The sequence below is a fragment of the Curtobacterium sp. ME26 genome, from assembly GCF_903970945.1.
Classification (GTDB): Bacteria; Actinomycetota; Actinomycetes; order Actinomycetales; family Microbacteriaceae; genus Curtobacterium; species Curtobacterium citri.
This window is the reverse complement of the sequence record NZ_CAJCKG010000001.1, coordinates 124,762-149,690: the sequence shown is the minus strand read 5'-3', so window position 1 is coordinate 149,690 and position 24,929 is coordinate 124,762. Positions and strand designations below refer to the sequence as shown.

The following is a 24,929-nucleotide window of genomic DNA, read 5'->3' as shown; positions in this document are numbered from 1 at the left end:
GCACGGCGTCAGTCCGACACGTCCGCCGGCTTGGCCTCGTGGCGACGACGGCCCGGGGTGCGCCGGTCCTCCTTCATGCTCGCCTCGAACAGGTGGCGCTTCCCGCCCACGAGCTGGTCGCGGGCGGTCTGCTCGAGCTCCTTCGCGAGGGCGTAGTAGTTGTCGTCGTAGTCCTCGACGATCTGGAACGTCCACCGCCCGTCGATCACGTTGCGCCCCACCAGCTCGGTGTCGATCCGCTCCGCGAGCTCGGTGTGGCCGGCCTTCCGGAGCTGCTCGACGGCGTCGCCGAGGTTCAGGTCGGCGGTGCCGGTGAGCCGGTGGAACCCGTAGAGGAGCCCGCGCGCGTGCTCGAGCACCTCGAGCGCGGCCGACAGCGTGCCGAGGGCCTCGACGGTCGCCTCGGACACCCCCTCGGGCACCACGTGTGCGTCGTCGGGACCCTGGCCGTCGTCGTGTCGCTCGTCAGTCATGCCCCTCGTCTACCGGAGCGTTCCTCGACCCGCTCCGAGCGAGTGCGGGTCCCGGTTCCCCGGCCGACGCGACCCGCGGCCGCTCCATCAGCCGCCAGCTCCCACCGAGCAACGGCGACAGCGTCACCACCGTGTAGACGACGGCGACCACACCGAACGTCGTCGTCACCCCGATGCCGTCCGCCGCGATGCCGCCGAACAGTCCGCCGAGCGGGATCCCCGCCCACGAGCCCGCCGACAACAGCCCGAAGACCCGCGCGCGCATCGCCGCCGGGATCCGCTCCAGCTCCACGGCACCGAGGATCGGGTTGAGCGCGCCCGCTGCGAGCCCGGACACCACGCACGCGCCGAGCACCCAGGGCAGCCCGAGCCCGAGCGCGGGCACGACGAGCGACGGCCCACCAGCGAGGGCGAAGCAGACCACGAAGGTGATCCGTCTCGGGACCCGGTGCGCCACGTACCCGAAGACGAGGGACCCGAGGAATGCGGCACCACCGAAGGTCCCGCTGACGATGCCGAGCGACTGCGCGCCGTCGAGCAACCGGTCCGCGTACAACGGCAGCAGGGCCGTGGACCGCGCCGCGTCGAGCAGGTTCGTGACGAGCACGAGCGCGATGACCAGCCGGAACAGGGGGTCGCGCGCGCAGAAGCGCAGCCCGGCACCGAGGTCCCGCCAGTACCCGGCCGAGGGCTCGACCGGAGTGTCCTCCGTCGCCGGCGCGACCGTGGCACCGCGCAGGGTGAGCACCGCGAGCAGCGCCGCAGCGGTGAACACCGCGGCCGTCACCGCGAGGGCCGGCAGCGGTCCGACCGCCCCGACGAGGAGCCCTGCGGCCGGGGCGCCCAGCAGCACCGAGAAGCGCACCGACGCCTCGAAGTGTCCGACCGCCCGCTCGAGCGGGATCCCGGCCGCATCGGCCAGGCCGGGCAGCAGGACCCGGCGGCCGGACTCCCCCGGGGTGTCGAAGAGCCCGCCGAGGAACACGAGCGCGAGCAGCGCCCAGCTCGGCAGACCGACGGTCCACGCCAGGAGCGGGATCGCGACGAGCGTCACCGCGCTGACGAGGTCCGATGCGACGCTCGACCGCACGAACCCGAAGCGCTCGACGAGGACGCCGCCGAACGCGCCCCCGAGCACGATGGGGACGGTGGCCGCGAACGCTGCGATCCCGACGTCGGTCGCCGACCCGCCGCGGGACAGCACGACGAAGGGCACGGCGATGGTCGTCGCGACGTTGCCCGTCCGCGACACCACCTGGACCGCCAGGAGCGACCGCAGTCGCCAGTGCGCGTTCACGGTCGGGCCGAACGGTAGCTCTGCACGACGGCGGTGACGCGCTCGGACCCGTCGCCCGGCTCGTGGTCGGCGCTGACCGTCTCCCACCGGTCGAGCACGCCCTGCAGTTCCGCGCCGAGGGCCCGCAGCTCGTCGACCGTCAGGCGGAGGGCACGGTCGCTGCTGTTCGAGGCCGCGACCCACTCCCGCCCGAGCGCCGGCACGGCGTCGATGAACGCCGTGTACTCCGCGGCGTACGCCTGCGCGACGGTGTGGTCGAGTGCGGTCGCGGCGAGCATCCGGTCCGGGTCGTCGAACGCGTCGGCGAGGTTCCAGGACGTGTGCTGCGCGACCGCCCGCCACCACCGCTCGCGACGGTCGGTGCCGATCTCCGGGGCGGGCTCGATGAAGCCCGCCTCCGCCAGCCGCCGGCAGTGGTAGCTGATCGTCCCCGGCGCCTCGTCGACCTGGTCGCCGAGCATCGCGGCCGTCTGCGGCCCACCCGTCCGGAGGAGACCCACGAGCCGCAGCCGGGTCGGGTGGGCGAGCGCGCGCATCTGCGCCGCGTCGTCGAATCGCTGCACGTCCATGCCTCGACCGTAGATGCACAAGACGCGTTGCGCAACAATGCTTGTGGATTTGTCTGGAGGCTCGCCCTGCGTCACCGACGCGCGCTACGGTTCCGACATGGCCGGGTGGATCGCGCTGCTGCGCGGGGCGAACGTGAACGGGATCACGATCCGGAGCGCGGACCTGGCGGCACTGTTCCGCGGTCTCGGGTACGGGGACGTCCGGACGGTGCTCGCGTCCGGCAACGTGGTGTTCACGGCCGACGGCGACGCCGCGAGCATCAAGGGTGCGATCGAGCAGGGCCTGGGTGACCGCTTCGGGTACGACGCGTGGATCGTCCTCGTCCCGCACGGGGCCCTGGCCGCCGTGGTCGACGCCTTCCCGTTCCCGTCGCACGCCGACCGCCACGACTACGTCGTGTTCGGGTCCGACGACACCGTCCTGGACGACCTGGTGGCCGACCTCGCGCTCGACGACTCGGTCGAGCGGGTCGCCCGCGGGGACGGGGTCGTGTACTGGTCGTGCCCGAAGGGCTCGAGCACCGACACCGTCTTCGCGAGACGGGCCGCCGCGGCGCGCTTCAAGCGCACGACGACGACCCGCAACACGAACACCCTCCGCAGGCTCCTGTGAGCCGGGGGGCGCGACCTCAGGACTGCGCGGGCTGCCCGTTGCTCGCGGTGGTGCCGCCGTCGACCGGCAGGACCGCGCCCGTGATGTAGCTCGCCGCGTCGCTGGCGAGGAAGAGGACCGCCGCGGCGACCTCCTCCGAGCGCCCGCCCCGGCCGAGCGACACCCGCTCGGCGAAGGCGTGCTGCAGTTCCTCGTCCTCGGCCTGCTGCTGCGTCATGTCGGTCCAGATCAGCCCGGGAGCGACCGCGTTCACCCGCACGCCGAACTGCCCGTTGTCGAGAGCGGCGGCCTTCGTGAAGTTCGTCACGCCGCCCTTCGCCGCGTTGTACGGGCTCATCCGCCAGTCGGCGTCCATCCCGGAGACCGACGAGGTGTTCACGACGGAGCCCTTGGTCTCGCGGAGGAACGGCAGCGTCGCCCGCGTGCCGAAGAACACGCTCGACAGGTCGGTGTCGATGACGCGACGCCACTCGTCGGGCTCGATGTCGGTGATGTCACCGGAGGTGAAGGTCCCGGCGTTGTTCACGAGCACGTCGATCCGGTCCCACCGGTCGACGGCGTCCGAGACGATCGTCTCCCACGCTGCCGGGTCGGCGACGTCGGCCTGCAGCGCGACCGCACGACCGGTCGGCAGGCTGTCCGCGACGGCCCGGACCTTCTCCTCGACGCTGTCGACGAGCAGCACGTCGGCGCCCTCGTCCACGAAGGCGCGGGCCGTGGCCTCGCCGATCCCCGATCCCGCTCCGGTCACGATCGCGACCTTGCCTGCGAAGCGCTCGTCCTTGGGTGTCTCCTCTCGTTGCACGGTGTGTACCGCAGGAGACGCCGTCGGCCCGGGGGCACGGGAGACCACGGTGCCCGGTGCTGGCTGGACGCGCGTGGAGGCGGAGGGGGCACGCGACCCGCACCGGCCGGGAGGCGCGGTGCGGGTCCGACCCGCACCGCGCCTCCCGGCCGGCGTCACCCCGCGGGCCGTCGTCAGGGCGTCAGGCCGTCGTCTCGTCGACGTCGAAGTCCCGGTCGAGGGAGATCATCGGGATCGACGCGGTGATCACCGACCCGTCCGCCCGCAGCGTGCCCTGGATGTCGCTCGTGGTCGGGGCGTGCCCGGTCATGCGCGGACCGTGGTGCGGCATCGGCACGACGGTGGGTGCACCGGCGGTGATGTCCCACTGCTGGTTGTGCACCCACGCCGAGAAGCCCTCGCCGGTCTCGACCGTGAAGGTCATCGTGTCCTCCTCGAGGTCGACGCGGACACGCGAGCCGTGCACCTGGATCCGGTACGTCAGGCGTTCCCAGTCCATCGGTAGCCGCGGGTTGAACGTCATGCGGCCGCCGTGGTCGCGCATGCCGCCGAAGCCGTTGACGAGCGCTCCCCAGATGCCGCCGGTCGACGCGATGTGCACACCGTCCGAGGTGTTGCCGTGCAGGTCCGCCAGGTCGACGTAGAGCGCGGTGAGGAAGTACTGCGCCGCCAGGTCGTGGTAGCCGACCTCGGCCGCCATGATCGACTGCACGACGGCGGAGAGCGTCGAGTCTCCCGTCGTGAGCGCGTCGTAGTAGTCGAAGTCGCGGCGCTTCTCGGCCGCCGTGAACTCGTGCCCCTGGAGGAACAGCGCGAGCACGACGTCCGCCTGCTTGAGCACCTGGAACCGGTAGATGACCAGCGGGTGGTAGTGCAGCAGCAGCGGGCGCTTCGAGTCCGGCGTGTTCTCGAGGTCCCAGAGCTCCTTGTCGAGGAACTGGGCGTCCTGCGGGTGGATGCCGCGGTGCGGGTCGAAGGGGATCTCCATCGACTCGGCGGCGTGCTCCCAGTCGGTCACCTCGGCGTCGTCGAGCCCGGTGCGCCGGACCATCCGGCCGTACTCCTCCGGGTCGTCGACGGCGAGCTGCCGCGTGGCGTTGACCGCGAACCACAGGTTCGCCCGCGCCATCACGTTCGTGTAGAGGTTGTCGTCGACGACCGTCGTGTACTCGTCCGGGCCGGTGACACCGTCGATGTGGAACTTCTTGTCGCCGTTCGACCGCCAGAAGCCCAGGTCCGACCAGAGCCGCGCGGTCTCGACCAGGATGTCGATCGCGCCGCGCTTCAGGAAGTCGGTGTCCCCGGACGCGCGGACGTACTGCATGAGCGCATGGGCGATGTCCGCGTCGATGTGGTACTGCGCGGTGCCGGCTGCGTAGTACGCGCTCGACTCCTCGCCGTTGATCGTCCGCCACGGGAAGAGCGCACCGCGCTGGTTCAGCTCGCGCGCCCGCGACCGTGCCGAGTCGAGCATGTTGTAGCGGAAGCGCAGGGCGTTCCGGGCGACGATCGGCGCCGTGTACGACAGGAACGGCAGGACGTAGATCTCCATGTCCCAGAAGTAGTGGCCGCCGTAGCCGGAGCCGGTGACGCCCTTCGCGGCGATGCCGTGCCCGTCGGTGCGGGCGGTCGCCTGGGCGAGCATGAAGAGGTTCCAGCGCACGGCCTGCTGGATCGCCGGCTGCCCCGGGATCTCGACGTCGCTGCGGACCCAGTAGTCGTCCATCCACGCGCGCTGCTTCGCGAACGTCTCCTCCACCGTCTCGGCGCGGGCGCGGTCGAGCGTGCGGTCGCAGCGGTCGGCGAGCTCGCGGGCCGGCACGCCGCGGGACGTGTGGTACACCATGTGCTTCACGAGCCGGATCGGGACGCCGCGACGGGCCTGGATCCGGTAGACGTGCTTCGCGAGGTCGTCGTCGATCGACGAGGCCTCGTCCCAGTGGTTCTCGGTCTCCAGGTGGTGCTCCACGCCGACGCAGATCGTCATGCCGGAGCTCGACGCCTGGTAGCCGAGCAGGGAACGCCCACCGGTGCTGCGCTTGAGCTTGGGGTCGAGCACGCGCTCGGTGAACGCCTCGGCCTTGCGCGGGTCGAAGGCGTTCGCCGCGGCACGCATGCCTGCGTGGTACTCGTCCTGCACGTCCTGGCGGTTCAGGATCTGGCTGGACAGCAGGATCGAGGCGTCCCCGTCGAGCACGGTCACCTCGTAGTCGATGACGGCGAGGTGCCGGTCGGTGAAGGACACCAGACGGCGCGCTCGGATGAGCACCCGCTTGCCGGACGGCGTCGACCACTCGGTCTCGCGGTAGAGGTACCCGCCGCGGAACTCGAGGCGCCGTGTGTGGCGCAGGATGTCCGCCTCGGCCAGGACGAGGGGCTCGTCGTCGACGTAGAGCCGGATCACCTTGGCGTCCGGCGCGTTGATGATGGTCTGCCCGGTCTTCGCGAAGCCGAAGGCGTCCTCGGCGTGCCGGATCGGCCAGGTCTCGTGGAAGCCGTTGACGTACGTGCCGTACTGCACGCCGCCACGGCCCTCGTCGAGGTTGCCGCGCAGGCCGAGGTACCCGTTGCCGACGGCGAAGTTCGTCTCCGCGACGCCCTGCTCGTCCGGCGTGTACTCGGTCTCGACGAGTGCCCACTCGTCGACCGGGTAGCGGACGCGGTCGAGGGGGTCCGAGGTGATGGGGTTCATGCGGTTCTCTCCGTGGGGAGGGGTGGGTGTCTCGGGGAGGTCAGGCCGGGAGCTGGTCGACGAGGTCGGCGAGGTCGCGCACGACGACGTCGGCACCGTGCTCGCGCAGGGCGTCGGCACCGGCGCCGCGGTCGACGCCGACGACGAGCCCGAAGGCACCGTTCCGACCGGCTTCGACCCCGCTCGTGGCGTCCTCGACCACGACGCACTCCGCCGGGGTCAGGTCGAACCGGGCGGCGGCGTCGAGGTAGGTGTCCGGCGCGGGCTTGCCGGCCAGGCCGTCCTGCCGCGCGACGAGCCCGTCGACGACCACGGGGAAGCGGTCGAGGATGCCCGCGGTGCGGAGCACCTGCGTGGCGTTCGCGGAGCTCGACACGACGGCGACCCGCATGCCGGCGTCGATCGCCGCCGTCAGGAACCGCAGCGAGCCCGGGTACGGCTCGACGCCGTGCTCGGTCAGCTCGGCGGTGAACTCGGCGTTCTTCCGGTTGCCGAGCGCGCAGACGGTGTCGCTGCCCGGGGCGTCGTCGGGCGTGCCCTGCGGCAGGTCGATGCCGCGCGCCTCGAGCAGTGAGCGGACGCCGTCGTACCGCGGCTTGCCGTCGATGTGGTCGAAGTAGTCCTGCTCCGTGTACGGGGCGACGCCGTGCTCGGCCAGGAACGGCGTGAAGAGGCGGCTCCACGCGCGCATGTGGACGTCCGCCGTCGGGGTGAGGACCCCGTCGAGGTCGAACAGGAGCGCTCGCGTGTCGGCGAGTCGCGCTGGGGTGTGCCGGTCCGGCGTCGTCATCGGGGTTCCTCTGCTCGCGGTGGTCGGTTCGGCTCCGGTCGAGTCTAGGACCGCTCCAGCGCGGACGCCCAGGCTCGCCGGGCACCCGTGGAGAATCGTCCACCCGGGAGCCGACCGCGCACGGTGGACCTTCCGGGAGGGCCTGCACCACCACCCGCGGAGCGTCGACCGCGACGGAAGGCACCACCATGAGCACCACCACGATGCACGAGCCCTCCGGCTCGAAGCTCAAGCGGGCGATCACCGGCCCGCTCCTGTTCCTCTTCATCCTCGGCGACGTGCTCGGCGCCGGCATCTACGCCCTGATGGGCACCCTGTCGAAGGACGTCGGCGGGGCGCTCTGGGCACCGCTGGTCCTCGCGCTGCTGCTGGCCCTGCTCACCGCCGGTTCCTACGCCGAGCTCGTGACGAAGTACCCGAAGGCCGGCGGCGCCGCGGTGTTCGCCGAGCGGGCCTACAAGACGCCGATCGTGTCGTTCCTGGTCGGCTTCAGCATGCTGGCCGCCGGCGTGACGAGCGCCGCGGGCCTGTCGCTGGCCTTCGCGGGCGACTACCTCGGCACCTTCGTGGACCTGCCGCCGGTCCCCACCGCGATCGTGTTCCTGGCGCTCGTCGCGTGCCTGAACGCCCGCGGGATCTCGGACTCGCTGCGGAGCAACGTCGTCATGACGATCATCGAGGTGTCCGGTCTCGTGATCGTCATCGTGGTCGTCGCGGTGATGCTCGGCGGCGGTGGCGGCGACGTCTCGCGCATCGGCGCCTTCCCCGCCGAGGCGAACCCCGCGCTGGCCACCCTGAGCGCCGCGATCGTCGCCTACTACTCGTTCGTCGGCTTCGAGACCTCGGCGAACATCGCCGAGGAGGTCCGCGACGTCCGCCGCGTCTACCCCCGCGCGCTGTTCGGGTCCCTCGCCACCGCCGGTGTCGTCTACGTGCTCGTCGCCCTCGCGAGCTCGATCGCCCTGCCGGCGTCGGAGCTGTCCGGGTCGAGCGGTCCGCTCCTGGCCGTGGTGTCGGCCACCGGCATCCCGGTCCCCGACTGGGTATTCAGCCTCATCGCCCTGGTCGCCGTGGCGAACGGCGCGCTCCTCACCATGATCATGGCGAGCCGGGTGACCTACGGCATGGCCGAGCAGCGGTTGCTGCCCGCCCTGCTCGCGAAGTTCCTGCCGAACCGGAGGACCCCGTGGGTCGCCATCGTCGCGACCACGGTCGTCGCGATGGCCCTCACCCTGGTCGGGGACGTCGGCACGCTCGCCGAGACCGTGGTGCTCCTCCTGCTCTTCGTGTTCATCAGCACGAACGTCGCCGTGCTGGTGCTGCGGAAGGACAGGGTCGAGCACGACCACTTCCGGGTGTGGACGTGGGTGCCGGTGCTCGGCGTCGCGTCCTGCGTCCTGCTGCTGACGCAGCAGAGCGGGCAGGTCTGGCTGTACGCGGCACTGCTGCTCGCCGTCGGCGTGGTGCTGTACTTCATCGCCCGGGCGACGGGTCGCCGCAGCGGTCGCGACCACGAGGCGGGCCGCATCCACTGAGCGGTCGCGGGACCACCTGACGGACGGGAGGCGCGGTGCCGGCTGGCACCGGGCCTCCAGTCCGTCAGGTGGTCGCGTCAGCGGAGCGTGCGTACCCAGTCCTCGATCGCCGCGCTGATCTGCTGGCGAGCGTCCTCGCGCGAGATCGTCGCCGTCCGGTCGCCCGGCTGGTCGCCGTACGCACCGAAGTCGGCGTGGTTCGCCCCCTCGATCTCGACCATCCGCGCGGTGGACGGGAGCTCGTCACGTGCGGCGGCGACCTTCTCCGGCGTCGACAGGCCGTCACGGGAGCCGGAGACGCTGAGGACCTGGACGTACGAGCGGGCGATGTCGTTCGCGCAGTAGCTGCCGAGCAGCAGGAGCCCGTCGGCGTCCTGGGCGAGCTGGCACGCGCGGACCCCGCCGAGCGAGTGCCCGCCGACGGCCCAGGTCGCCACATCGGGGGCGTGCGCCTCGAACGTCGCCAGCGGCCGGGTGTCGAAGAACGCGAGGTTGAGCGTCGGCTTCGTGATGACGACGGTCGTGCCGCTCGCGACCACCTGCCGGAACGTCGCCAGGTACGCGTAGGGGTCGACCTTCGCACCGGGGATGAACACGATCCCGGTGCCGTCGGCGGTCCCGGTCGGGGTCATCACGACGCTGTCGTCGGCGTCACGGACGGCCACGCGGTCGTCGCGCCAGACCTGCAGCGCGGCGCTCCGGGTGCCCTGCATGACGATGTTCGCGTACACGAGGAACACGACCGCGAGCAGCACCACGACGGCGACGACCCAGGCGGTCCAGCGGAGTGCACGGTTCACGGTCGGTCCTCCGACGCACCGCGGCCGGTGAGGGTGAGGTCACGCCGCATCACGGTCTCGCGGCGGCCGTCCGGCAGCAGGTCGCCGGGCTCGTCCGTCGCCGTGAAGCCCGTCCGCTCGTAGGTCCGGCGAGCACGGTCGTTGTCGGGCATCACGGACAGCAGGAGGTCGGTCGCACCCTGCTCGGCCGCCCAGCCGGCGATCGCCTCGATGAGCACGCCGGCGACCCCTCGCCCGCGCGCTGCCGGCTCGACCCACATCGAGATGAGCTCGACGCGGCTGGGGTCGTCGGCGTCGGGCACCCCGGAGGCCGTGCCGACGGGGCGGTCGTCCTCGACGGCGAGCAGGTCGAGCGCCCCCGGCAGCGACAGGCGCGTGCGCCAGCGGTGCTCGGGGGCGTCCTGCCAGTCGGCGAGCCGGGAGCCGAAGGCCTCGGGCGCATCGGCGAGGGCCGTCAACCGGACCGGGCGCCAGGCGGCCCAGTCGTCCCCGGTCAGTCGGCGCAGCTCGATCGTCACGGATCGACGGTACCGGTGTCAGGAGGTGGTCGTCAGGTCGTACATCGTGACGCCGTCGACCGTCGTTGCCTCGAAGTTGGCGGCGACCCACTCGGCGATCTGCTCGGCTGCGTCGCTCCCGCTGCTTCTGCCGGCACCCGACTGCGAGCCACCGATGAACCAGTGGATCTCCCCCGCGGCGACCAGTGCCCGGAAGGCCGCCAGGGTCGGGGCCGGGTCGGTGCCGTTGTAGCCGCCGATCGCCATCACCGGATCGCCGGTGGCGAGCTGGTACGTGGCGGCGCTGTTCGAGCCGACGGTCGCCGCAGCCCACGTGAAGGCATCGGCGTCCGTGGTGAGCGCGGCCACGACCTGGTCCGGGACCTCGGTGGAACCCCCGAGGAGGTTCATGCCGCCACCGCCACCGCCGGCAGCCGGTCCGACGCCTCGGCCGTTCGTCGCCTGGCCGGGTGCACCCTGCCCACCGGGACCCGCCTGCCCTGCCTGTCCGCCGGGCCCGCCCTGCCCGCCGGGACCGCCCTGGCCGCCCTGACCACCGGGCATGCCACCGCGACCGCCGCCGGACCCACTCGTCGTGACGCTCGGGCCGGCCGTCGGCAGCGCCCCCGTGTGTCCGACCGTGGTGGTCTGCACCGAGAACGCCGTGGGCCCGAGCAGCGCCGCGACGAGCACCGCGGCCACCGTTGCCCCGGACAGCCCCCGGCCACGCGGCGGCAGCAGGACGAGCACCGCTCCGACGATCGTCGCCACCAGGACGACCCAGCGGATCCACGGCTGCCACGACGATGCCTGGGACAGCAGCGCGAACGACCACCCACCGGAGAGCGCGACGACCCCGGCGGTGACGATGCGCCAGGCGAGCACCTCGCGTCGTTGCCAGAGGAGCCCGGCGCCGATGCCGACCAGCCCGGCGACGTAGGGCGCGAGCGCCACCGTGTAGTACGGGTGGAAGATCCCGCCCATGAAGCTGAACACCAGGCCGGTGACGAGCAGCGAGCCGCCGAGCACCAGGACCGTGGCCAGCCGCGGGTCACGCCGCCGACGGACCCCGACGGCGACGAGCGCCACGACGAGCAGCACGAGCGCGGTCGGCAGCAGCCACGTCACCTGCGTGCCGAACTCCGAGCCGAACAGCCGCGTCAGCCCGGTCGAACCCCACGACCCCGCGCCGGTCGTCCCGCCGGGCACCACACTGCCGGTCTCGTCGCCGGTGACCCGACCGAGGCCGTTGTAGCCGAAGGTGAGCTCCAGGAAGCTGTTCGTCTGCGAACCGCCGACGTACGGCCGCGCCGAGGCCGGCACGAGCTCGACGATCGCGACCCACCACCCGGCGGAGACCACCACGGCGAGCGCCGCGGCGAGCAGGTGCCCGACCCGTCGGAGCACCGGTCGGGGCGACGCGACGAGGTACACGCCGACCAGGGGCGGCAGCACGAGGAACGCCTGCAGCTGCTTCGTCAGGAAGCCGAGCCCGACGAGCACCCCCGCCCAGACGACCCAGCGCATCCGACCGGACTCGATGCCGCGGAGCGTCAGGGCGATCGCGCCGACCGTCAGCAGGACGAGGAGCGCGTCCGGGTTGTCGTAGCGGAACATCAGGGTCGCCACCGGGGTGGTCGCGAGGACCGCACCGGCGACGAGCGCGGCTCCGGCGGAGAAGCGCCGCCGGACGATCCGGTACAGGACCGCCACCGACGCCACGCCCATGACCGCCTGCGGCACGAGGATCGACCACGAGTTCAGCCCGAACAGCCGGACGGAGATGCCGATCACCCAGAGGAACGCGGGCGGCTTGTCGACCGTGATGGCGTTCGCGGCGTCGGACGAGCCGTAGAAGAACGCCTCCCAGCTCTGGCTGCCCGCCTGCACGGCCGCGGAGTAGAAGGCGTTGGCCCACCCGTTGACGCCGAGGTTCACGACGTACAGCACGCCGGTCACCAGCAGCAGGCCGAGGAACGCGGGGCGCTCCCACCGCGCGGCGTCCGCACGACCGCGGACCAGCCCCGCCAGGCGCTCGCGGAGGGCACGTGGCCCCGGGGTCGGTGGCGGCAGGAGGCGCGGGCGCTCGGCGGGGATCGTCTCGGTCATGCCCCGAGCGTGCGACCCCCACGTGCGCGGATCGTCGGCGCAGCCTTGGACGGCCCTAAGGGACGAGCGACCGGCTCCAGGCGACCTCGCGCGCGAGCTGGCCGGTGGAGCGGAACAGCTCGACCTGGGCCGTCCCGGCGAGGACCGTCGCGAGCTCCTGCCGGTCCGCGGCGACGAAGCCGAGACCCTGCCAGAAGGGGCCGGACCGCCGGCTGAACAGCCAGGCCCGCCGTGCGCCAGCAGCCGACGCCTCGGTCATCGCGAACCGGGCGAGCGCCGCCCCGCGGCCCGAGCCGCGCAGCGTCGGTCCGACGGCCACGCTGCGGAGGAGGGCGTGCCTCCCGTCCGGCCCGGTCTCGTAGCCCGTGGTGCCGACGACGGTGCCGGCCGCATCACGGACCGTCCAGAGACGGACGCCCGGATCGGACAGGCCCGCGACCGTCAGGTCGCACGCCGACAGGAAGGCGTGCACCTCGTCGACGTCCTCCGGCCCGACGCGGACCGGCGTCGGCTCAGCGAGCCGCACGGACCGGCGCGCCGGACGCGTGCGACAGCGGCCAGCGGCGGTCGAGCCGCGGGCCCATCACGGTGTCGAGCAGGAACCGACCGACCGGGTACCGGACGGCCCAGTAGGCCCCCACGAGCAGGAACACCAGCGCCGACCACACGTGCAGGACGAGGAGCACCACGGTGACGATGCCGAACAGCACACCGAGGGCCGTGGACATCGACCAGAAGCCGGCGACGAACCGGTCGCGCGCCGCCTGGTCGGACGCTGCGGCCGCCGCCGCTGCCTCCGTCCGCTCGTCGAGACCGCGGACCCCAGCGTCGAGCGCGGCACCGTCCTCCGCCGCGAAGAGCTCGCGCACCGGCACGTCCAGCGCCCGGGCGATCGCCGACAGCGTCTCGAGGCTCGCCTCGTTGCCCCGCTCGAGCCGTTGCACGGTCCGGACGGCGATCCCGCTCGTCTCGGCCAGTCGTTCCTGGGTCCAGCCCCGCTCGCGTCGGAGGGTGGCGATCCGCATCTCGTTCATGGTGCCGAGCCTAGGAACGCCAGGCACGACAGCACCACGACACGGACACGACAGGCTCCCGACACCTCCCCGACAGCAGGCTCACGCGCCGTTCGGGGCGAACCGGTACCCCATCCCCGACTCGGTCACCAGGTACCGCGGGTGCGACGGTTCCGGCTCGAGCTTCCGTCGCAGCTGCGCCATGTACAGCCGGAGGTACCCGGAGTCGTTGCCGTGCGTCGGGCCCCACACCTCGGTGAGGAGCATCTCGCGCGTCATGAGCCGCCCCGGGTTCGTCACGAGGACCTCGAGCAGTCGCCACTCCGTCGGGGTGAGCCGGATCGCGGGCCCGGTCGGCGGCGTGACCTGCTTCGCGACGAGGTCCACCACGAGGTCCCCGATCGTGACGGTCGGGGTCGCGCCGGCGGTGGCCGCCGCGGTCGCCTGCCGTCGCCCGAGGGCCCGGAGCCGGGCGAGCAGCTCGTCCATCTGGAAGGGCTTGGTCACGTAGTCGTCGGCACCGGCGTCGAGCGCGTCGACCTTGTCCGACGAGTCGGTCCGGCCGGAGAGCACGAGCACCGGCACCTGCGACCAGGCGCGGATGCCCTCGAGCACCCCGATCCCGTCGAGCCGGGGCATGCCGAGGTCGAGCAGCACGATGTCGGGCCGCTCCGTGATCACGGCGTCGATGGCGGCCCGGCCGTCCCGCGCGGTCGCGACGTCGTACCCTCGGGCGGACAGCGTGACGGAGAGCGCCCGGACGAGCTGCGCGTCGTCGTCGGCGATGAGGACCTTCGTGCTCACTTGACATCCACTCCCAGGTGTCCGGCGATCGGCAACCGCACGACGACGGTCAGGCCGCCGCCCGGGGTGTCGTCGACCTCGATCGTGCCGCCCATGCCCTCGGTGAACCCGCGCGCCAGGGCGAGTCCCAGGCCGAGGCCGGTGTCGTTGTCGGTGTCCCCGAGTCGCTGGAACGGCTGGAACACATCGCCCCGCCGGTCCTCCGGGATGCCGGGCCCGTGGTCGGCGACGCGGAGCTCCACACCGCCGCCGAAGGCGCTCGCGGCGACGCGGACCCGGGTGCCCTCGGGGGCGTAACGGCTCGCGTTGGCGAGCAGGTTCACCACCACGCGCTGCAGCAGGCCGGGGTCAGCGAGGACGGGCGGCAGGTCCCCGGGCAGGTCGAGGTCCACGTCGTCCGGGCCGAGCTCGAGCTCGTCGAGCGCGGGGGCGACGACCGTCTCGAGCGCGGTCGGCAGCGGGGTCACGGCGAGCACCCCGGCCTGCACGCGGCTGACGTCGAGCAGGTCGGCCAGCAGCACCGCCAGCTGACGGAGGCTCTCGTCGGCGGTGGTGAGCAGCGCCTCCCGGTCGGCGGCCGACAGCTGGATGTCGGCGGCGTGCAGCGTCTGCACGGCGGCCGAGGCGGCCGCGATCGGCCGCCGCACGTCGTGCCCGACGGCCGCGAGGATCGCGCTGCGGACGCGGTCCGCGGCCGCGATGCGCTCCGCGTCGACCGCGGTGCGGGTGAGCCGACGGTGCTCGACGGCGGCGTCGAGCTGCTGCTCGACGACGCGCAGCAACCGGCGCTGGGTCGGGTCGTCGGGCGCGCCCGCGAACTCCAGGACGGCGCCGGACGGGAGGCCCGTGGTGGCGTCCGGCTCCCCCGCGAACGTCCCCGACGTGGCCGGGACCTCGTCGCCCTGCCGGATCCGCACGCCGGTGAACCCGAAGGCCTCGCGCGTGCGGTCGAGCAGCGCCTGCAGGGCGTCGTCGCCGCGCAGGACGCTGCCGGCGATGCCGACGAGGAGCCCCGACTCGGCCGCCGCCCGACGTGCCGTTCGGCTGCGGCGGGCGGACCGGTCGACCACGAAGCTGACGAGGACGGCGCTGATCACGTACATCACGAGGGCCACGAGGTGCCACGGCTGCTGGACGGTGACCATGTAGAGGGGTTGCACGAAGAAGTAATCGAGGCTCAGCCCGGACAGCACCGCCGTGAAGACCGCCGGCCACATCCCGCCCGTGAGCGCGACGACGAGCACGAGCAGCTGGTACGCGAGCACGTCGACCGTGATGGCGTCCGGGTCGTTGCCGAAGGACAGCAGCCAGGTCAGGAGCGGACCGAGCACGAGCGACACGGCGAACGCCGCCACGATCCGCCCTCGGGACAGGCTGCCGCCGAGCTTCGGCAGCGCGAACCCGCCGCCGGCCCGCTCGTGCGTGACGACGTGGACGTCGATGTCGCCGGACTCGCGGACGACCGTGTTGCCGATCCCGGGCCCGGTCATCGCCGCGGCCAGACGGCTCCGACGACTGACGCCGATGACGATCTGCGTGGCGTCGACCGACCGCGCGAAGCGCACGAGCGTCGACGGCACGTCGTCGCCGACCACCTGGTGGTAGGTGCCGCCGAGCTGCTCGAGCAGGGTGCGCTGCTTGCCGAGGGCCCCGGGGTGCCGTTCGCGCAGCCCGTCGTTCGTCGTGACGTGGACCGCGGCGAGCTCGCCGCCGGCGCTCCGTGCGGCGATGCGGGCACCGCGGCGCAGGAGCGTCTCGCCCTCCGGACCGCCGGTGAGCGCGACGAGGACCCGTTCGCGGGTCTCCCAGCGGTGGTCGATGCCGTGCTCGGCGCGGTAGGCCTTCAGGGCGTCGTCGACCTCGTCGGCGAGCCAGAGCAGGGCGATCTCGCGCAGGGCGGTGAGGTTGCCGAGGCGGAAGTAGTTCGACAGCGCGGCGTCGATGCGGGCGGCCGGGTAGACGAGGCCGTCGGAGAGTCGTTCGCGCAGGGACGCCGGGGACAGGTCGACGACCTCGATCTGGTCGGCGGCGCGCACCACGGCGTCCGGCACGGTCTCCCGCTGCACGGTGCCGGTGATCTCGCGGACGACGTCGCCGAGGGACTGCATGTGCTGGATGTTCACGGTCGAGATGACGCTGATGCCGGCCGCGAGGAGCGCCTCGACGTCCTGCCAGCGCTTCTCGTTCGGGCTGCCGGGCGCGTTCGTGTGGGCGAGTTCGTCGACCAGGGCCACGTCGGGCGCCCGGGCGACCACGGCGTCGAGGTCCATGTCGTCGAGGGCCACCCCGCGGTGCTCGACGACCCGACGGGGGACGACCTCCAGGCCGTCGACGAGCGCGGCCGTGGCGGCACGGTCGTGGGTCTCGACGACGGCGACCACGACGTCGCGGCCCTCGGACCGGAGCCGGTGGCCCTCCTCGAGCATCGTGAACGTCTTGCCGACGCCGGGGGCCGCGCCGAGCAGGACCCGCAGTTTGCCTCGCTTCACGGGCTCATCCTCTCGCTGTTCGCTGCTGGTGCGGTGGTGGGTGGCCGGGGTCGTCCGTGGTGCGGGGCGGCCTCGCACAACCGGAAGCACGTCGCGCCACGCGGTTCCGTGGTTCGAGGTGCTTCCGGTTGTGCGCGCTGCTCCGGCGCCCCGCGCTCAGCGTGCGGCGGCCAGCGCCAGGTTCAGCTCGAGGACGTTCACGACCGGTTCGCCGAGGAACCCGAGCTGGCGCGACTCGGTGTGCTCGTCGACGAGTCTCCGGACCGCCGACTCCGACAGCCCGCGGACCTCGGCGACGCGGGACACCTGCTGCCGCGCGTACTCCGGGCTGATGTCCGGGTCGAGACCGGAACCGGACGCCGTGACCGCGTCCGCGGGGACGTCCGCGGCGGACACCCCGTCGGCCTCCGCCACGGCGGCCCGACGCTCCTCGATGGACTTCACCAGGTCGGGGTTGTTCGGTCCGAGGTTCGAGCCGGACGAGGCGTTCGCGTCGTAGCCCTTCTCGCCGGCGGCACTCGGACGCGACTGGAACCACCGCGCGGACGACGACCCGTCGAACGACTGCCCGATGAGGGACGAGCCCACGACCTTCCCGGAAGAGTCGGTCACCATCGAGCCGTTCGCCTGGTCGTGGAAGGCGGCCTGCCCGACGCCCCACACCGCGAGCGGGTAGGCGACGCCGAGGACGACGGTGGACAGCAGGGTGAGACGGATCGCCACACCGGTGGAACGGAAGAAGGAACGGGAGGAGGAAGCCATGGTTCAGAACCCCGGGATGAGACCGACCACGAGGTCGATCAGCTTGATGCCGATGAAGGGGACGATGACGCCGCCGAGCCCGTAGACGAGCAGGTTGCGTCCGAGGACGGACGACGCCGAGGCCGCCCGGTAGCGCACGCCCCGCAGCGAGAGCGGGATGAGCGCCACGATGACGAGGGCGTTGAAGACGACGGCCGACAGGATGGCCGACGCCGGGCTGTGCAGCCCCATGACGTTGAGCGCCGCGAGGCCGGGGAACGCCAGCTGGAACATCGCCGGGATGATCGCGAAGTACTTCGCGATGTCGTTGGCGATCGAGAACGTGGTGAGCGCCCCGCGGGTGATGAGCAGCTGCTTCCCGATCCGGACGACGTCGATGAGCTTCGTCGGATCGGAGTCGAGGTCGACCATGTTGCCGGCCTCCTTCGCAGCGGTCGTGCCGGTGTTCATCGCCACGCCGACGTCCGCCTGCGCCAGGGCCGGGGCGTCGTTCGTGCCGTCGCCGGTCATCGCGACGAGGTTGCCGCCCTCCTGCTCCCGCTTGATGAGCGCGAGCTTGTCCTCCGGTGTGGCCTCGGCGAGGAAGTCGTCGACCCCGGCCTCGGCGGCGATCGCCTTCGCGGTGCGCGGGTTGTCGCCGGTGATCATCACCGTGCGGATGCCCATGCTCCGGAGCTCGGCGAACCGGGCGGCCATGCCCTCCTTCACGACGTCCTTGAGGTGCACGACGCCGAGCAGCGCGACCGACCCGTCGGGCGAGCGGCGTCCGACGACGAGCGGCGTCCCGCCCTGGTCGGAGACCTCGGCGACGGTGGCGTCGATCGACGCGACGACCGCGGCGTCGGCGGGACCGGCCCAGGCGAGCACGGCCGCTGCTGCGCCCTTGCGGATCTGCGACCCGTCGGCCAGGTCGAGCCCGGACATGCGGGTCTGCGCGGTGAACGGCACCTCGACGGCCCCGGCGGGCAGGCCCGTGGCGGCTCCGGCGGCGAGCGCGAGGTCGACGATCGAGCGGCCCTCGGGCGTGCCGTCCGCGGCGCTGGACAGCGCGGCGGCGGCCGTGAGGTCGGCCTCGGTCACCCCGGGCACCGGCACGAAGCGGGAGGCCCGGCGGTTGCCGTACGTGATCGTGCCGGTCTTGTCGAGGAGCAGCGTCGTGATGTCGCCGGCGGCCTCGACCGCCCGGCCGGACATCGCCAGGACGTTGTGCTGCACGAGGCGGTCCATGCCGGCGATGCCGATCGCGGAGAGCAACGCCCCGATGGTCGTCGGGATGAGGCAGACGAGCAGGGCGATGAGCACCGGCACGCTGACCGTCGCACCGACCAGGCCGGCGATGGGCTGCATGGTCAGGCAGACGATCACGAACACGATCGACAGCGAGGCGAGCAGGATGTTCAGCGCGATCTCGTTCGGCGTCTTCTGCCGGGCCGCACCCTCGACGAGCCGGATCATCCGGTCGATGAAGGTCTCGCCGGGCGTCGACGTGATCCGCACGACGATCCGGTCGGACAGCACGCGGGTCCCGCCGGTGACGGCGCTCCGGTCACCGCCGGACTCGCGGATGACGGGAGCGGACTCACCGGTGACCGCCGACTCGTCGACGCTCGCGATGCCCTCGACGACGTCGCCGTCGCCGGGGATCACCTCGCCCGCCACAACGACCACGACGTCGCCCTTGGCCAGGTCGACCGAGGCGATGTCCTCGGTCTCGTTCGTCAGCGCGGCGGCGTCGGCGGCGTCCCAGCGCAGGACGCGTCGTGCCGAGGTCGTGAAGCGGGTCTTGCGGAGCGTGTCGGCCTGGGCCTTGCCCCGCCCCTCGGCGACCGCCTCGGCCAGGTTCGCGAAGACGACGGTGAGCCAGAGCCACACCGCGATCGCGGCGGTGAACACGGACGGTTCGACGAAGGCGGTGACGGTGGTGAGCGCGGCGCCGACCTCGACGATGAACATGACGGGGTTCCGCCACATCAGGCGCGGGTCGAGCTTGCGCAGGGCGCCCGGCAGACCGGCCGCCAGCTGGCGGGGTCCGAACGCGGACGAGCGGGTGACCGGCCGGGAGGCGCTGCTCGCCTCCGCCTCGGCGGTCGCGGTGGACGGGGTGGTCGGGGTGGACACGGGTTCGGTTCCCATCAGGAGAGGGCCTCCGCGAGCGGGCCCAGGGCGAGCACGGGGAAGTAGGTGAGTGCGGTGACGATCACGGCGACCGCACCGAGCAGGCCGATGAACAGCGGCCGGTGCGTGGGCAGCGTGCCGACGGTCGCCGGCACCTTGTCCTGCGCCGCGAGCGACCCGGCGAGCGCCAGGACGAGCGCGATCGGGACGAAGCGGCCGAGCAGCATCACGACGCCGAGCGCGGAGTTCATCCACGTCGTGTTCGCGGTCAGACCGCCGAACGCCGAGCCGTTGTTGTTCGCGCCCGAGGTGAAGGCGTAGAGCAGCTCGGAGAGCCCGTGGTTGCCCGGGTTGAAGATGCTCGTGCCGAGGACCTGCTCGCGGACGCCCGGGATCACCAGGGACAGTCCCGTGCCGAGCAGCACCAGGGTCGGCGTGACGAGGATGTACAGCGCGGCGAAGGTCATCTCGCGGGCGCGGATCTTCTTGCCGAGGTACTCCGGCGTCCGGCCGACCAGGAGCCCACCGATGAACACCGTGATGACGGCGAGCACGAGCATGCCGTAGAGACCGGACCCGACACCGCCGGGGCTGATCTCGCCGAGCATCATGTTGACGAGCGCCATCATGCCGCCGATCGGCGTGAAGCTGTCGAACATGCCGTTCACCGCACCGGTGGAGGTGGCGGTCGACGTCGTGCCGAACAGGGTCGTGCCGAGGATGCCGAAGCGCACCTCCTTGCCCTCCATCGCGGCACCGGCCGCCTGGGTGGCGCTGCCGCCGCCCGCGAGCTCGGCGATCGACATCACCGAGAGCGACACGAGGAAGATCGCGCCCATCACGGCGAGGATCGCGTACCCCTGGCGGTCGTCCCCGACGAGGCGTCCGAAGGTCCGGGGCAGCGAGAACGGGATGACGAGCATGAGGAAGACCTCGACGAGGTTCGTCCACGCCTGCGGGTTCTCGAACGGGTGCGCCGAGTTGGCGTTGAAGTAGCCGCCACCGTTCGTGCCGAGCTCCTTGATCGCCTCCTGCGACGCGACGAAGCCGTCGGGGATGTGCTGGGTGCCGCCCGCGAGCGTCGTGACGTCCACCCCGCCGCCCCACGACTGCACGACGCCGCCGGCGACCAGCACGATCGCGAAGACGAAGGCGCCCGGGAGCAGGAGCCGACCGGTGCCGCGGACGACGTCGACCCAGACGTTGCCGAGCGTGCCCGACCTCCGGCGTGCGAACCCGCGCACGAGGGCGACGGCGACGGCGAGACCGACCGCGGCGGACAGGAAGTTCTGCACCGCCAGGCCCGCCATCTGCACGGTGTAGCCGACGGTGGCCTCGGGCGAGTACGACTGCCAGTTCGTGTTCGCCACGAAGGACGCCGCGGTGTTGAACGCGAGCGCCGGTCCGACGTTCGGCAGCCCGAGGTCACCGGGCAGCACGACCTGGATGCGCTGCAGCAGGTACACGAGCAGGACCCCGACGGCGCTGAAGAGCAGCACGCCGCGCAGGTACGCGGGCCAGGACTGCTCGGCGTCCGGGTCGACACCGATCACCCGGTACACACCGCGCTCCAGGCGGGCGTGCTTCGTCGGGGTGTACACGCGGGCCATCCAGTCGCCGAGCGGTCGGTACGCGACGACGAGGAGCAGGACGAGCGTGGCGACCTGGGCGATGCCGGCCCAGGTGTCGGCAGCGGAGCCCGCCATCAGAAGCGCTCCGGATGGACCAGTGCCCACACCAGGTAGACGACCGATGCGATGCCGAGGACGGCGGCGGCGATGGTGACGACGATCACAGTCGCTCCACCCCCTTGGCGATGAGTGCCACCACACCGAACACGGCGAGGACACCGGCGACGACGAAGACGTCGAACACGAGGGACTCCGTAACTTGCTGCGGGCCCGACGCCGGGCGGCGCGGACCGCACCACGTGTGGTGCGGAACCGATGCTGGATCCGACGCCGCGCCTCCAGGCCGCTCCTAACGGGATCCTCACGCCCTTCTAGCGGACGCTTGCGCCGTCCTGACGCCCCGCTGCCGCCCGGAGGCGATCCGCGAGTTCCGCGACCGCCCGCCGCAGTTCCTCCGGCCCCTCGACCCGGAACGCCACCGCCGACGCGGCGAACGCGGCGGCCAGGCCCTCCCACGACCAGGACCCCCTGGTGACCCGGCACCGTCCGTCGTCGAGCGGCTCGACCACGGCGTCGTCGGGCAGGTACGGGGCCAGCCGTGCGGCGTCCTCCGCCGTGACGACGACGGACCCCGTGCACGGCCACGCATCGTCGCGCTCGGAACCCTTGAAGCGTGCGGACACGAACGCGGCGGGGTCCCCTCCGGGGACGGGACGCGGGACGAAGGCCAGCCGGGTGCGCATCCGCGGTGCCATCCGGTCCACGCGGTGGGTCCGCCAGTCGTCGTGCTCCGGGTCCCACGACAGCAGGTACCACCGGCCGTTCCGGGCGACGACCGCGTGCGGCTCCACCCGGTGCTGGGTGTCCCGCTCGCCGTACCCGAAGCGCAGGACCTCGTGCCGGTGCACCGCCTCGCTGACGGCGACGAGCACGTCCGGGTCCACGCGCGGGCCACCGGGCGCCGTCACCGCGTCGACCAGGTCGACGCGGTGACGCAGGCGTTCGGGCATGACCTGGCGCACGGTCGCGAGCGCCCGCACGGAGGCCTCGGCGATGTCCGCACCGGACGCCGGCGCCACCGCGAGCGCGAGGGCGATCGCGACCGCCTGCTCGTCGTCGAACAGCAGGGGCGGCAGGTCGGACCCCGCTGCCAGGCGGTAGCCGCCCGCCGGGCCGCGGACGGACTCGACCCGGTAGCCGAGTTCGCGGAGCCGGTCCACGTCGCGCCGCAGGGTCCGGGGGCTGACGACCAGGCGCTCGGCGAGCTCGTCCCCCGACCACTCGCGGTGCACCTGCAGCAGGGAGAGCAGGGCGAGCATGCGGGAGGACGGGTCGGCCATGTCTCCCATCCTCGTCCGAGAAGCGGCCACGATCTGACCGCAATGCCGGTCACACTCGTCCCATGAGCATCGAGACCACGACCCACATCAACTTCGACGGACGGGCCCGCGAGGCCCTCGACTTCTGGGCGGCAGCCTTCGGCGGCACCGTGCAGGCGACCACCTACGGTCAGATGGGTGCCTCGCAGGACCCCGCCTGGGCCGACCGGATCGTCTTCGGACAGGTCACCACCGAGGCCGGCTTCCGCATCATGGCGTTCGACGTCTGGCCGGACCAGCCGTACGACCAGGGGGCGAACGCGTTCTACGTCTTCGTGCACGGCGACGACGCCGACGAGGTCACGCGGTACTGGGAGGCACTGTCCGAGGGCGCCGAGGTCCGGCAGCCGCTCGCTCCCTCGCCGTGGGCGCCGCTCGCCGGGCAGCTGCGCGACCGCTTCGGTGTCGTGTGGCAGCTCGACGTCGCGTCCGAGGCCAGCTGACGGCCGTCGTCAGTCGGCGGCCCGGACCGTGAAGGAACCGAACGCCGCCGCGCAGCTCCCGGAGGTGTCCGAGCAGGGTGTGGAGTCCCAGTCGTCGATGCCGAACACGGCGTCGCCGACCGGGAAGTCCCGCGGCAGCGTCACCGACGCCGACCACGATCCGTCGAACGACTCCGCGCTGCGGAAGGCGACCTCGGGCCCGTCCGCCTGCGGGACGGTGGCGACGACGTGCCACCCACCGTCGGGCACCGGGGCGTCGCAGCGGTCCGCGGAGCGGAGCGTCACGGTGGCCCCCGGCTGCCCGGTGCCCGGGGAGACGGTCAGGAGCGGGACGCACCAGTCGCGTCCCGCTTCCCCGTTCGAGGACGACGTGCACGCCGACAGCCCCACACCGATCCCGAGCGCCAGCACGCCCGCGACGACCCCCGCGACCCGGAACCCCATGGGCAGACCCTAGGGAGTCAGCGCACCGGCGTCCAGGTGCTCACCGTGACGGCCGCGGTGACGGTCGTCGGCGCGAAGGTGCGTCCGGGGTCGACGTGGTGGTGGCTCGGGCCCATGTGGACGACGTCGTGCACGTCGTCGGCGGACAGCTCCATCGTCCACGTGCGGTCCTCGGAGGACCGGAGCGCGAACGACGGCGTCAGCGAGTCGTGCAGGCGCCGCTCCTTCTCCGGGTCGACCGCGATGGTCGCCTCCGCGAGCTCCGCCAGGTGGCCGGTCCGCGGGGTCACCACCGCCAGCACCCCCTCCGGGTGCAGCACCCGCGCGTACTCGCGCTGGTTGCGGGGCGCGAAGACGTCCAGCACGACGGCGGCTGCGTCGTCGACGACCGGGAGGCGCTCGGTCACGTCCCCGACGACCGCTCCCGCCCGCTCGTGGACGCGTGCCGCCCGTCGGATCGCGACCGCGGACAGGTCCAGCGCGACCCCGAGACGGGCGGCGACGGCGTCTGTCGGGGCCGGGTCGGGCCTCCCGTCCGGCCTGCCGTTCGGTCTGCCGTCCAGGGCGTGTGCGAGGTAGGTGCCCGGGCCGGACCCAACGTCGAGGACGACCCCGGGCGCGGTCGCGTCGGCGACCACCGCCGCGAGCGCCCGCTCGACGGGCGCGTAGTGCCCGCGGCCGAGGAACCGGATGCGCGCGTCGACCATCGCCGGGGTGTCCGCGGTGAGGGCACGGCGCTTCGCGGGCAGGAGCGTCAGGTGACCCTGCTTCGCCTCGTCGAACCGGTGGCCGGTCGCGCAGCCGACCGTGCCCGCGGCGACGCGACCGAGCGGCTCGGCGCAGACGGGGCAGGCGAGCACGGGGAGCAGGTCGTCGCGCACCGACCCAGCGTACGGGCGTCGGGGCGGTGGACCGTCGGCGCCTCGTTCGGGGGACTCGGAGGGAACCGGCGTCTGATTGCAATGTGCAACTTCGACGGCGGTCCCCCTGGTCGGCGCTCCTGCCCGCCTCGGTCGTCGTCGCGACGGCCGCACACGACCTGGACGGCCCCCTCACCGACGAGGAGGACGCCGCCGTCGCCACGGCACTGCCGGCACGCCGCGCGGAGTTCGTCACCGGCCGGGTGCTCGCGCGCCGCGCCCTCGCTGCGATCGGCGTGACGTCCGGGTCCGTCGCCGTCGCCCGGAGTGGCGCGCCGGTGTGGCCCGAGGGCGTCGTCGGCACGATCACGCACTGCTCCGGGCTCCGCGCGTGCGCGGTCGGGCTGCAGGACCAGCACACCGCCGTCGGCATCGACGCGACGCCGGCTGCACCGTTGCCCGCCGGGGTGCTGGCACGCATCGCCGACCCGGCGAGCGCGCCCGTCGCGGCCGGTCTCGCCGCCCTGCGGCGGATCGGGGTTGAGAGTCCGGACAGCGTGCTGCTGGCCGCGTCCGAGGCGGTCGCGAAGGCACGGACGACGGCGCACGGCGGCTGGTTCGGCATCGACGGCGCGGAGATCGACCTGCGGCCGGACGGCTCGTTCGGGGCCGTCGCCCGACGGGGACCCGCGTTCACCGCGGTCGGACGCTGGGAAGTGGACCGGGGGACGGCGCTGGCGGGCACCACGCTCGCCGAGCGCTGACGTGGGGGCGCGGGGGCGCACCCGTGACGAGGAAGGGACGAGGAC

Annotated in this window: 24 protein-coding genes; 4 read left to right on the top strand and 20 right to left on the bottom strand. The window is 72.8% G+C overall.

What is annotated here, in order from left to right; translation table 11 throughout:
* Positions 1–8: 8 nt before the first annotated feature.
* From H7A69_RS00735 to H7A69_RS00725, 3 genes are read right to left on the bottom strand one after another with little or no spacing between them, the layout of a single operon-like run.
* Positions 9–473: a hypothetical protein gene (locus tag H7A69_RS00735; RefSeq protein ID WP_182045318.1), complete on the bottom strand. Its 465-nt coding sequence runs from the start codon at positions 471–473 to the stop codon at positions 9–11.
* A complete protein-coding gene (locus H7A69_RS00730; protein WP_182045317.1) occupies positions 466–1,770 on the bottom strand; it encodes an MFS transporter in 1,305 nt (434 codons plus the stop codon). The genes H7A69_RS00735 and H7A69_RS00730 overlap by 8 nt, the downstream gene beginning before the upstream one ends.
* Positions 1,767–2,339: an ArsR/SmtB family transcription factor gene (locus H7A69_RS00725; protein WP_182045316.1), complete on the bottom strand. Its 573-nt coding sequence runs from the start codon at positions 2,337–2,339 to the stop codon at positions 1,767–1,769. The genes H7A69_RS00730 and H7A69_RS00725 overlap by 4 nt, the downstream gene beginning before the upstream one ends.
* 97 nt (positions 2,340–2,436) lie before the next feature.
* Between H7A69_RS00725 and H7A69_RS00720 the strand changes: the two genes are divergently transcribed.
* Positions 2,437–2,952 (top strand): DUF1697 domain-containing protein, encoded by a 516-nt coding sequence (locus H7A69_RS00720; protein WP_182045315.1) that lies wholly within the window; start codon positions 2,437–2,439, stop codon positions 2,950–2,952.
* A 16-nt stretch (positions 2,953–2,968) separates the two neighbouring features.
* Here the strand turns inward: H7A69_RS00720 and H7A69_RS00715 are convergent, their stop codons facing one another.
* The 3 genes from H7A69_RS00715 to H7A69_RS00705 form a co-directional block, all read right to left on the bottom strand.
* Positions 2,969–3,757: an SDR family NAD(P)-dependent oxidoreductase gene (locus H7A69_RS00715; protein ID WP_182045314.1), complete on the bottom strand. Its 789-nt coding sequence runs from the start codon at positions 3,755–3,757 to the stop codon at positions 2,969–2,971.
* Positions 3,758–3,938: 181 nt separating this feature from the next.
* Complete coding sequence (locus tag H7A69_RS00710; protein WP_182045313.1) at positions 3,939–6,449, bottom strand: glycoside hydrolase family 65 protein; 2,511 nt, start codon at positions 6,447–6,449, stop codon at positions 3,939–3,941.
* Between the two features lie 40 nt (positions 6,450–6,489).
* Entirely contained in the window at positions 6,490–7,239 is a 750-nt protein-coding gene (locus tag H7A69_RS00705; RefSeq protein ID WP_182045312.1) for an HAD family hydrolase, read from the bottom strand.
* 188 nt (positions 7,240–7,427) lie between these two features.
* Between H7A69_RS00705 and H7A69_RS00700 the strand changes: the two genes are divergently transcribed.
* Positions 7,428–8,774: an APC family permease gene (locus tag H7A69_RS00700; RefSeq protein ID WP_182045311.1), complete on the top strand. Its 1,347-nt coding sequence runs from the start codon at positions 7,428–7,430 to the stop codon at positions 8,772–8,774.
* Between the two features lie 77 nt (positions 8,775–8,851).
* Here the strand turns inward: H7A69_RS00700 and H7A69_RS00695 are convergent, their stop codons facing one another.
* From H7A69_RS00695 to H7A69_RS00640, 12 genes are all read right to left on the bottom strand, one after another.
* The gene (locus H7A69_RS00695; RefSeq protein ID WP_182045310.1) at positions 8,852–9,574 is read right to left on the bottom strand and encodes an alpha/beta hydrolase; all 723 of its coding nucleotides are present in this window, start codon (positions 9,572–9,574) and stop codon (positions 8,852–8,854) included.
* Positions 9,571–10,092 (bottom strand): GNAT family N-acetyltransferase, encoded by a 522-nt coding sequence (locus H7A69_RS00690; protein WP_182045309.1) that lies wholly within the window; start codon positions 10,090–10,092, stop codon positions 9,571–9,573. Before H7A69_RS00690 ends, H7A69_RS00695 begins: the two co-directional genes overlap by 4 nt.
* Positions 10,093–10,110: 18 nt before the next feature.
* Complete coding sequence (locus H7A69_RS17590; RefSeq protein WP_182045308.1) at positions 10,111–12,180, bottom strand: glycosyltransferase family 39 protein; 2,070 nt, start codon at positions 12,178–12,180, stop codon at positions 10,111–10,113.
* Between the two features lie 55 nt (positions 12,181–12,235).
* Positions 12,236–12,706, bottom strand: a complete 471-nt coding sequence (locus tag H7A69_RS00680; RefSeq protein WP_182045307.1) for a GNAT family N-acetyltransferase — start codon at positions 12,704–12,706, stop codon at positions 12,236–12,238.
* Positions 12,693–13,214, bottom strand: a complete 522-nt coding sequence (locus tag H7A69_RS00675; protein ID WP_182045306.1) for a helix-turn-helix domain-containing protein — start codon at positions 13,212–13,214, stop codon at positions 12,693–12,695. The genes H7A69_RS00680 and H7A69_RS00675 overlap by 14 nt, the downstream gene beginning before the upstream one ends.
* Positions 13,215–13,295: 81 nt before the next feature.
* Positions 13,296–13,997 carry a response regulator gene (locus H7A69_RS00670; protein ID WP_182045305.1) on the bottom strand — a complete coding sequence of 234 codons (702 nt, stop codon included), beginning with the start codon at positions 13,995–13,997 and terminating at the stop codon, positions 13,296–13,298.
* Positions 13,994–16,486: an ATP-binding protein gene (locus H7A69_RS00665; RefSeq protein ID WP_182045304.1), complete on the bottom strand. Its 2,493-nt coding sequence runs from the start codon at positions 16,484–16,486 to the stop codon at positions 13,994–13,996. The genes H7A69_RS00670 and H7A69_RS00665 overlap by 4 nt, the downstream gene beginning before the upstream one ends.
* A gap of 156 nt (positions 16,487–16,642) precedes the next feature.
* The gene (gene kdpC / locus H7A69_RS00660; RefSeq protein WP_182045303.1) at positions 16,643–17,248 is read right to left on the bottom strand and encodes a potassium-transporting ATPase subunit KdpC; all 606 of its coding nucleotides are present in this window, start codon (positions 17,246–17,248) and stop codon (positions 16,643–16,645) included.
* A 3-nt stretch (positions 17,249–17,251) separates the two neighbouring features.
* The gene (kdpB, locus tag H7A69_RS00655) at positions 17,252–19,381 is read right to left on the bottom strand and encodes a potassium-transporting ATPase subunit KdpB (protein ID WP_182045302.1); all 2,130 of its coding nucleotides are present in this window, start codon (positions 19,379–19,381) and stop codon (positions 17,252–17,254) included.
* Complete coding sequence (kdpA, locus tag H7A69_RS00650; protein ID WP_182045301.1) at positions 19,381–21,069, bottom strand: potassium-transporting ATPase subunit KdpA; 1,689 nt, start codon at positions 21,067–21,069, stop codon at positions 19,381–19,383. The genes kdpB and kdpA overlap by 1 nt, the downstream gene beginning before the upstream one ends.
* Positions 21,069–21,158, bottom strand: coding sequence for a potassium-transporting ATPase subunit F (locus tag H7A69_RS00645; protein WP_058729515.1), 90 nt, complete (start codon positions 21,156–21,158; stop codon positions 21,069–21,071). Before H7A69_RS00645 ends, kdpA begins: the two co-directional genes overlap by 1 nt.
* A 207-nt stretch (positions 21,159–21,365) precedes the next feature.
* Positions 21,366–22,334, bottom strand: coding sequence for a helix-turn-helix transcriptional regulator (locus tag H7A69_RS00640; protein WP_182045300.1), 969 nt, complete (start codon positions 22,332–22,334; stop codon positions 21,366–21,368).
* A 62-nt stretch (positions 22,335–22,396) separates the two neighbouring features.
* On the opposite strand from H7A69_RS00640, the gene H7A69_RS00635 reads away from it, so the two are divergent.
* Positions 22,397–22,816 (top strand): VOC family protein, encoded by a 420-nt coding sequence (locus H7A69_RS00635; RefSeq protein ID WP_182045299.1) that lies wholly within the window; start codon positions 22,397–22,399, stop codon positions 22,814–22,816.
* A gap of 9 nt (positions 22,817–22,825) precedes the next feature.
* Here the strand turns inward: H7A69_RS00635 and H7A69_RS00630 are convergent, their stop codons facing one another.
* Entirely contained in the window at positions 22,826–23,260 is a 435-nt protein-coding gene (locus H7A69_RS00630) for a hypothetical protein (RefSeq protein ID WP_182045298.1), read from the bottom strand.
* Positions 23,261–23,277: 17 nt separating this feature from the next.
* Entirely contained in the window at positions 23,278–24,141 is an 864-nt protein-coding gene (locus H7A69_RS00625; protein WP_182045297.1) for a putative RNA methyltransferase, read from the bottom strand.
* A gap of 83 nt (positions 24,142–24,224) precedes the next feature.
* On the opposite strand from H7A69_RS00625, the gene H7A69_RS00620 reads away from it, so the two are divergent.
* Entirely contained in the window at positions 24,225–24,884 is a 660-nt protein-coding gene (locus H7A69_RS00620; RefSeq protein WP_259346008.1) for a 4'-phosphopantetheinyl transferase, read from the top strand.
* Positions 24,885–24,929 lie beyond the last annotated feature (45 nt).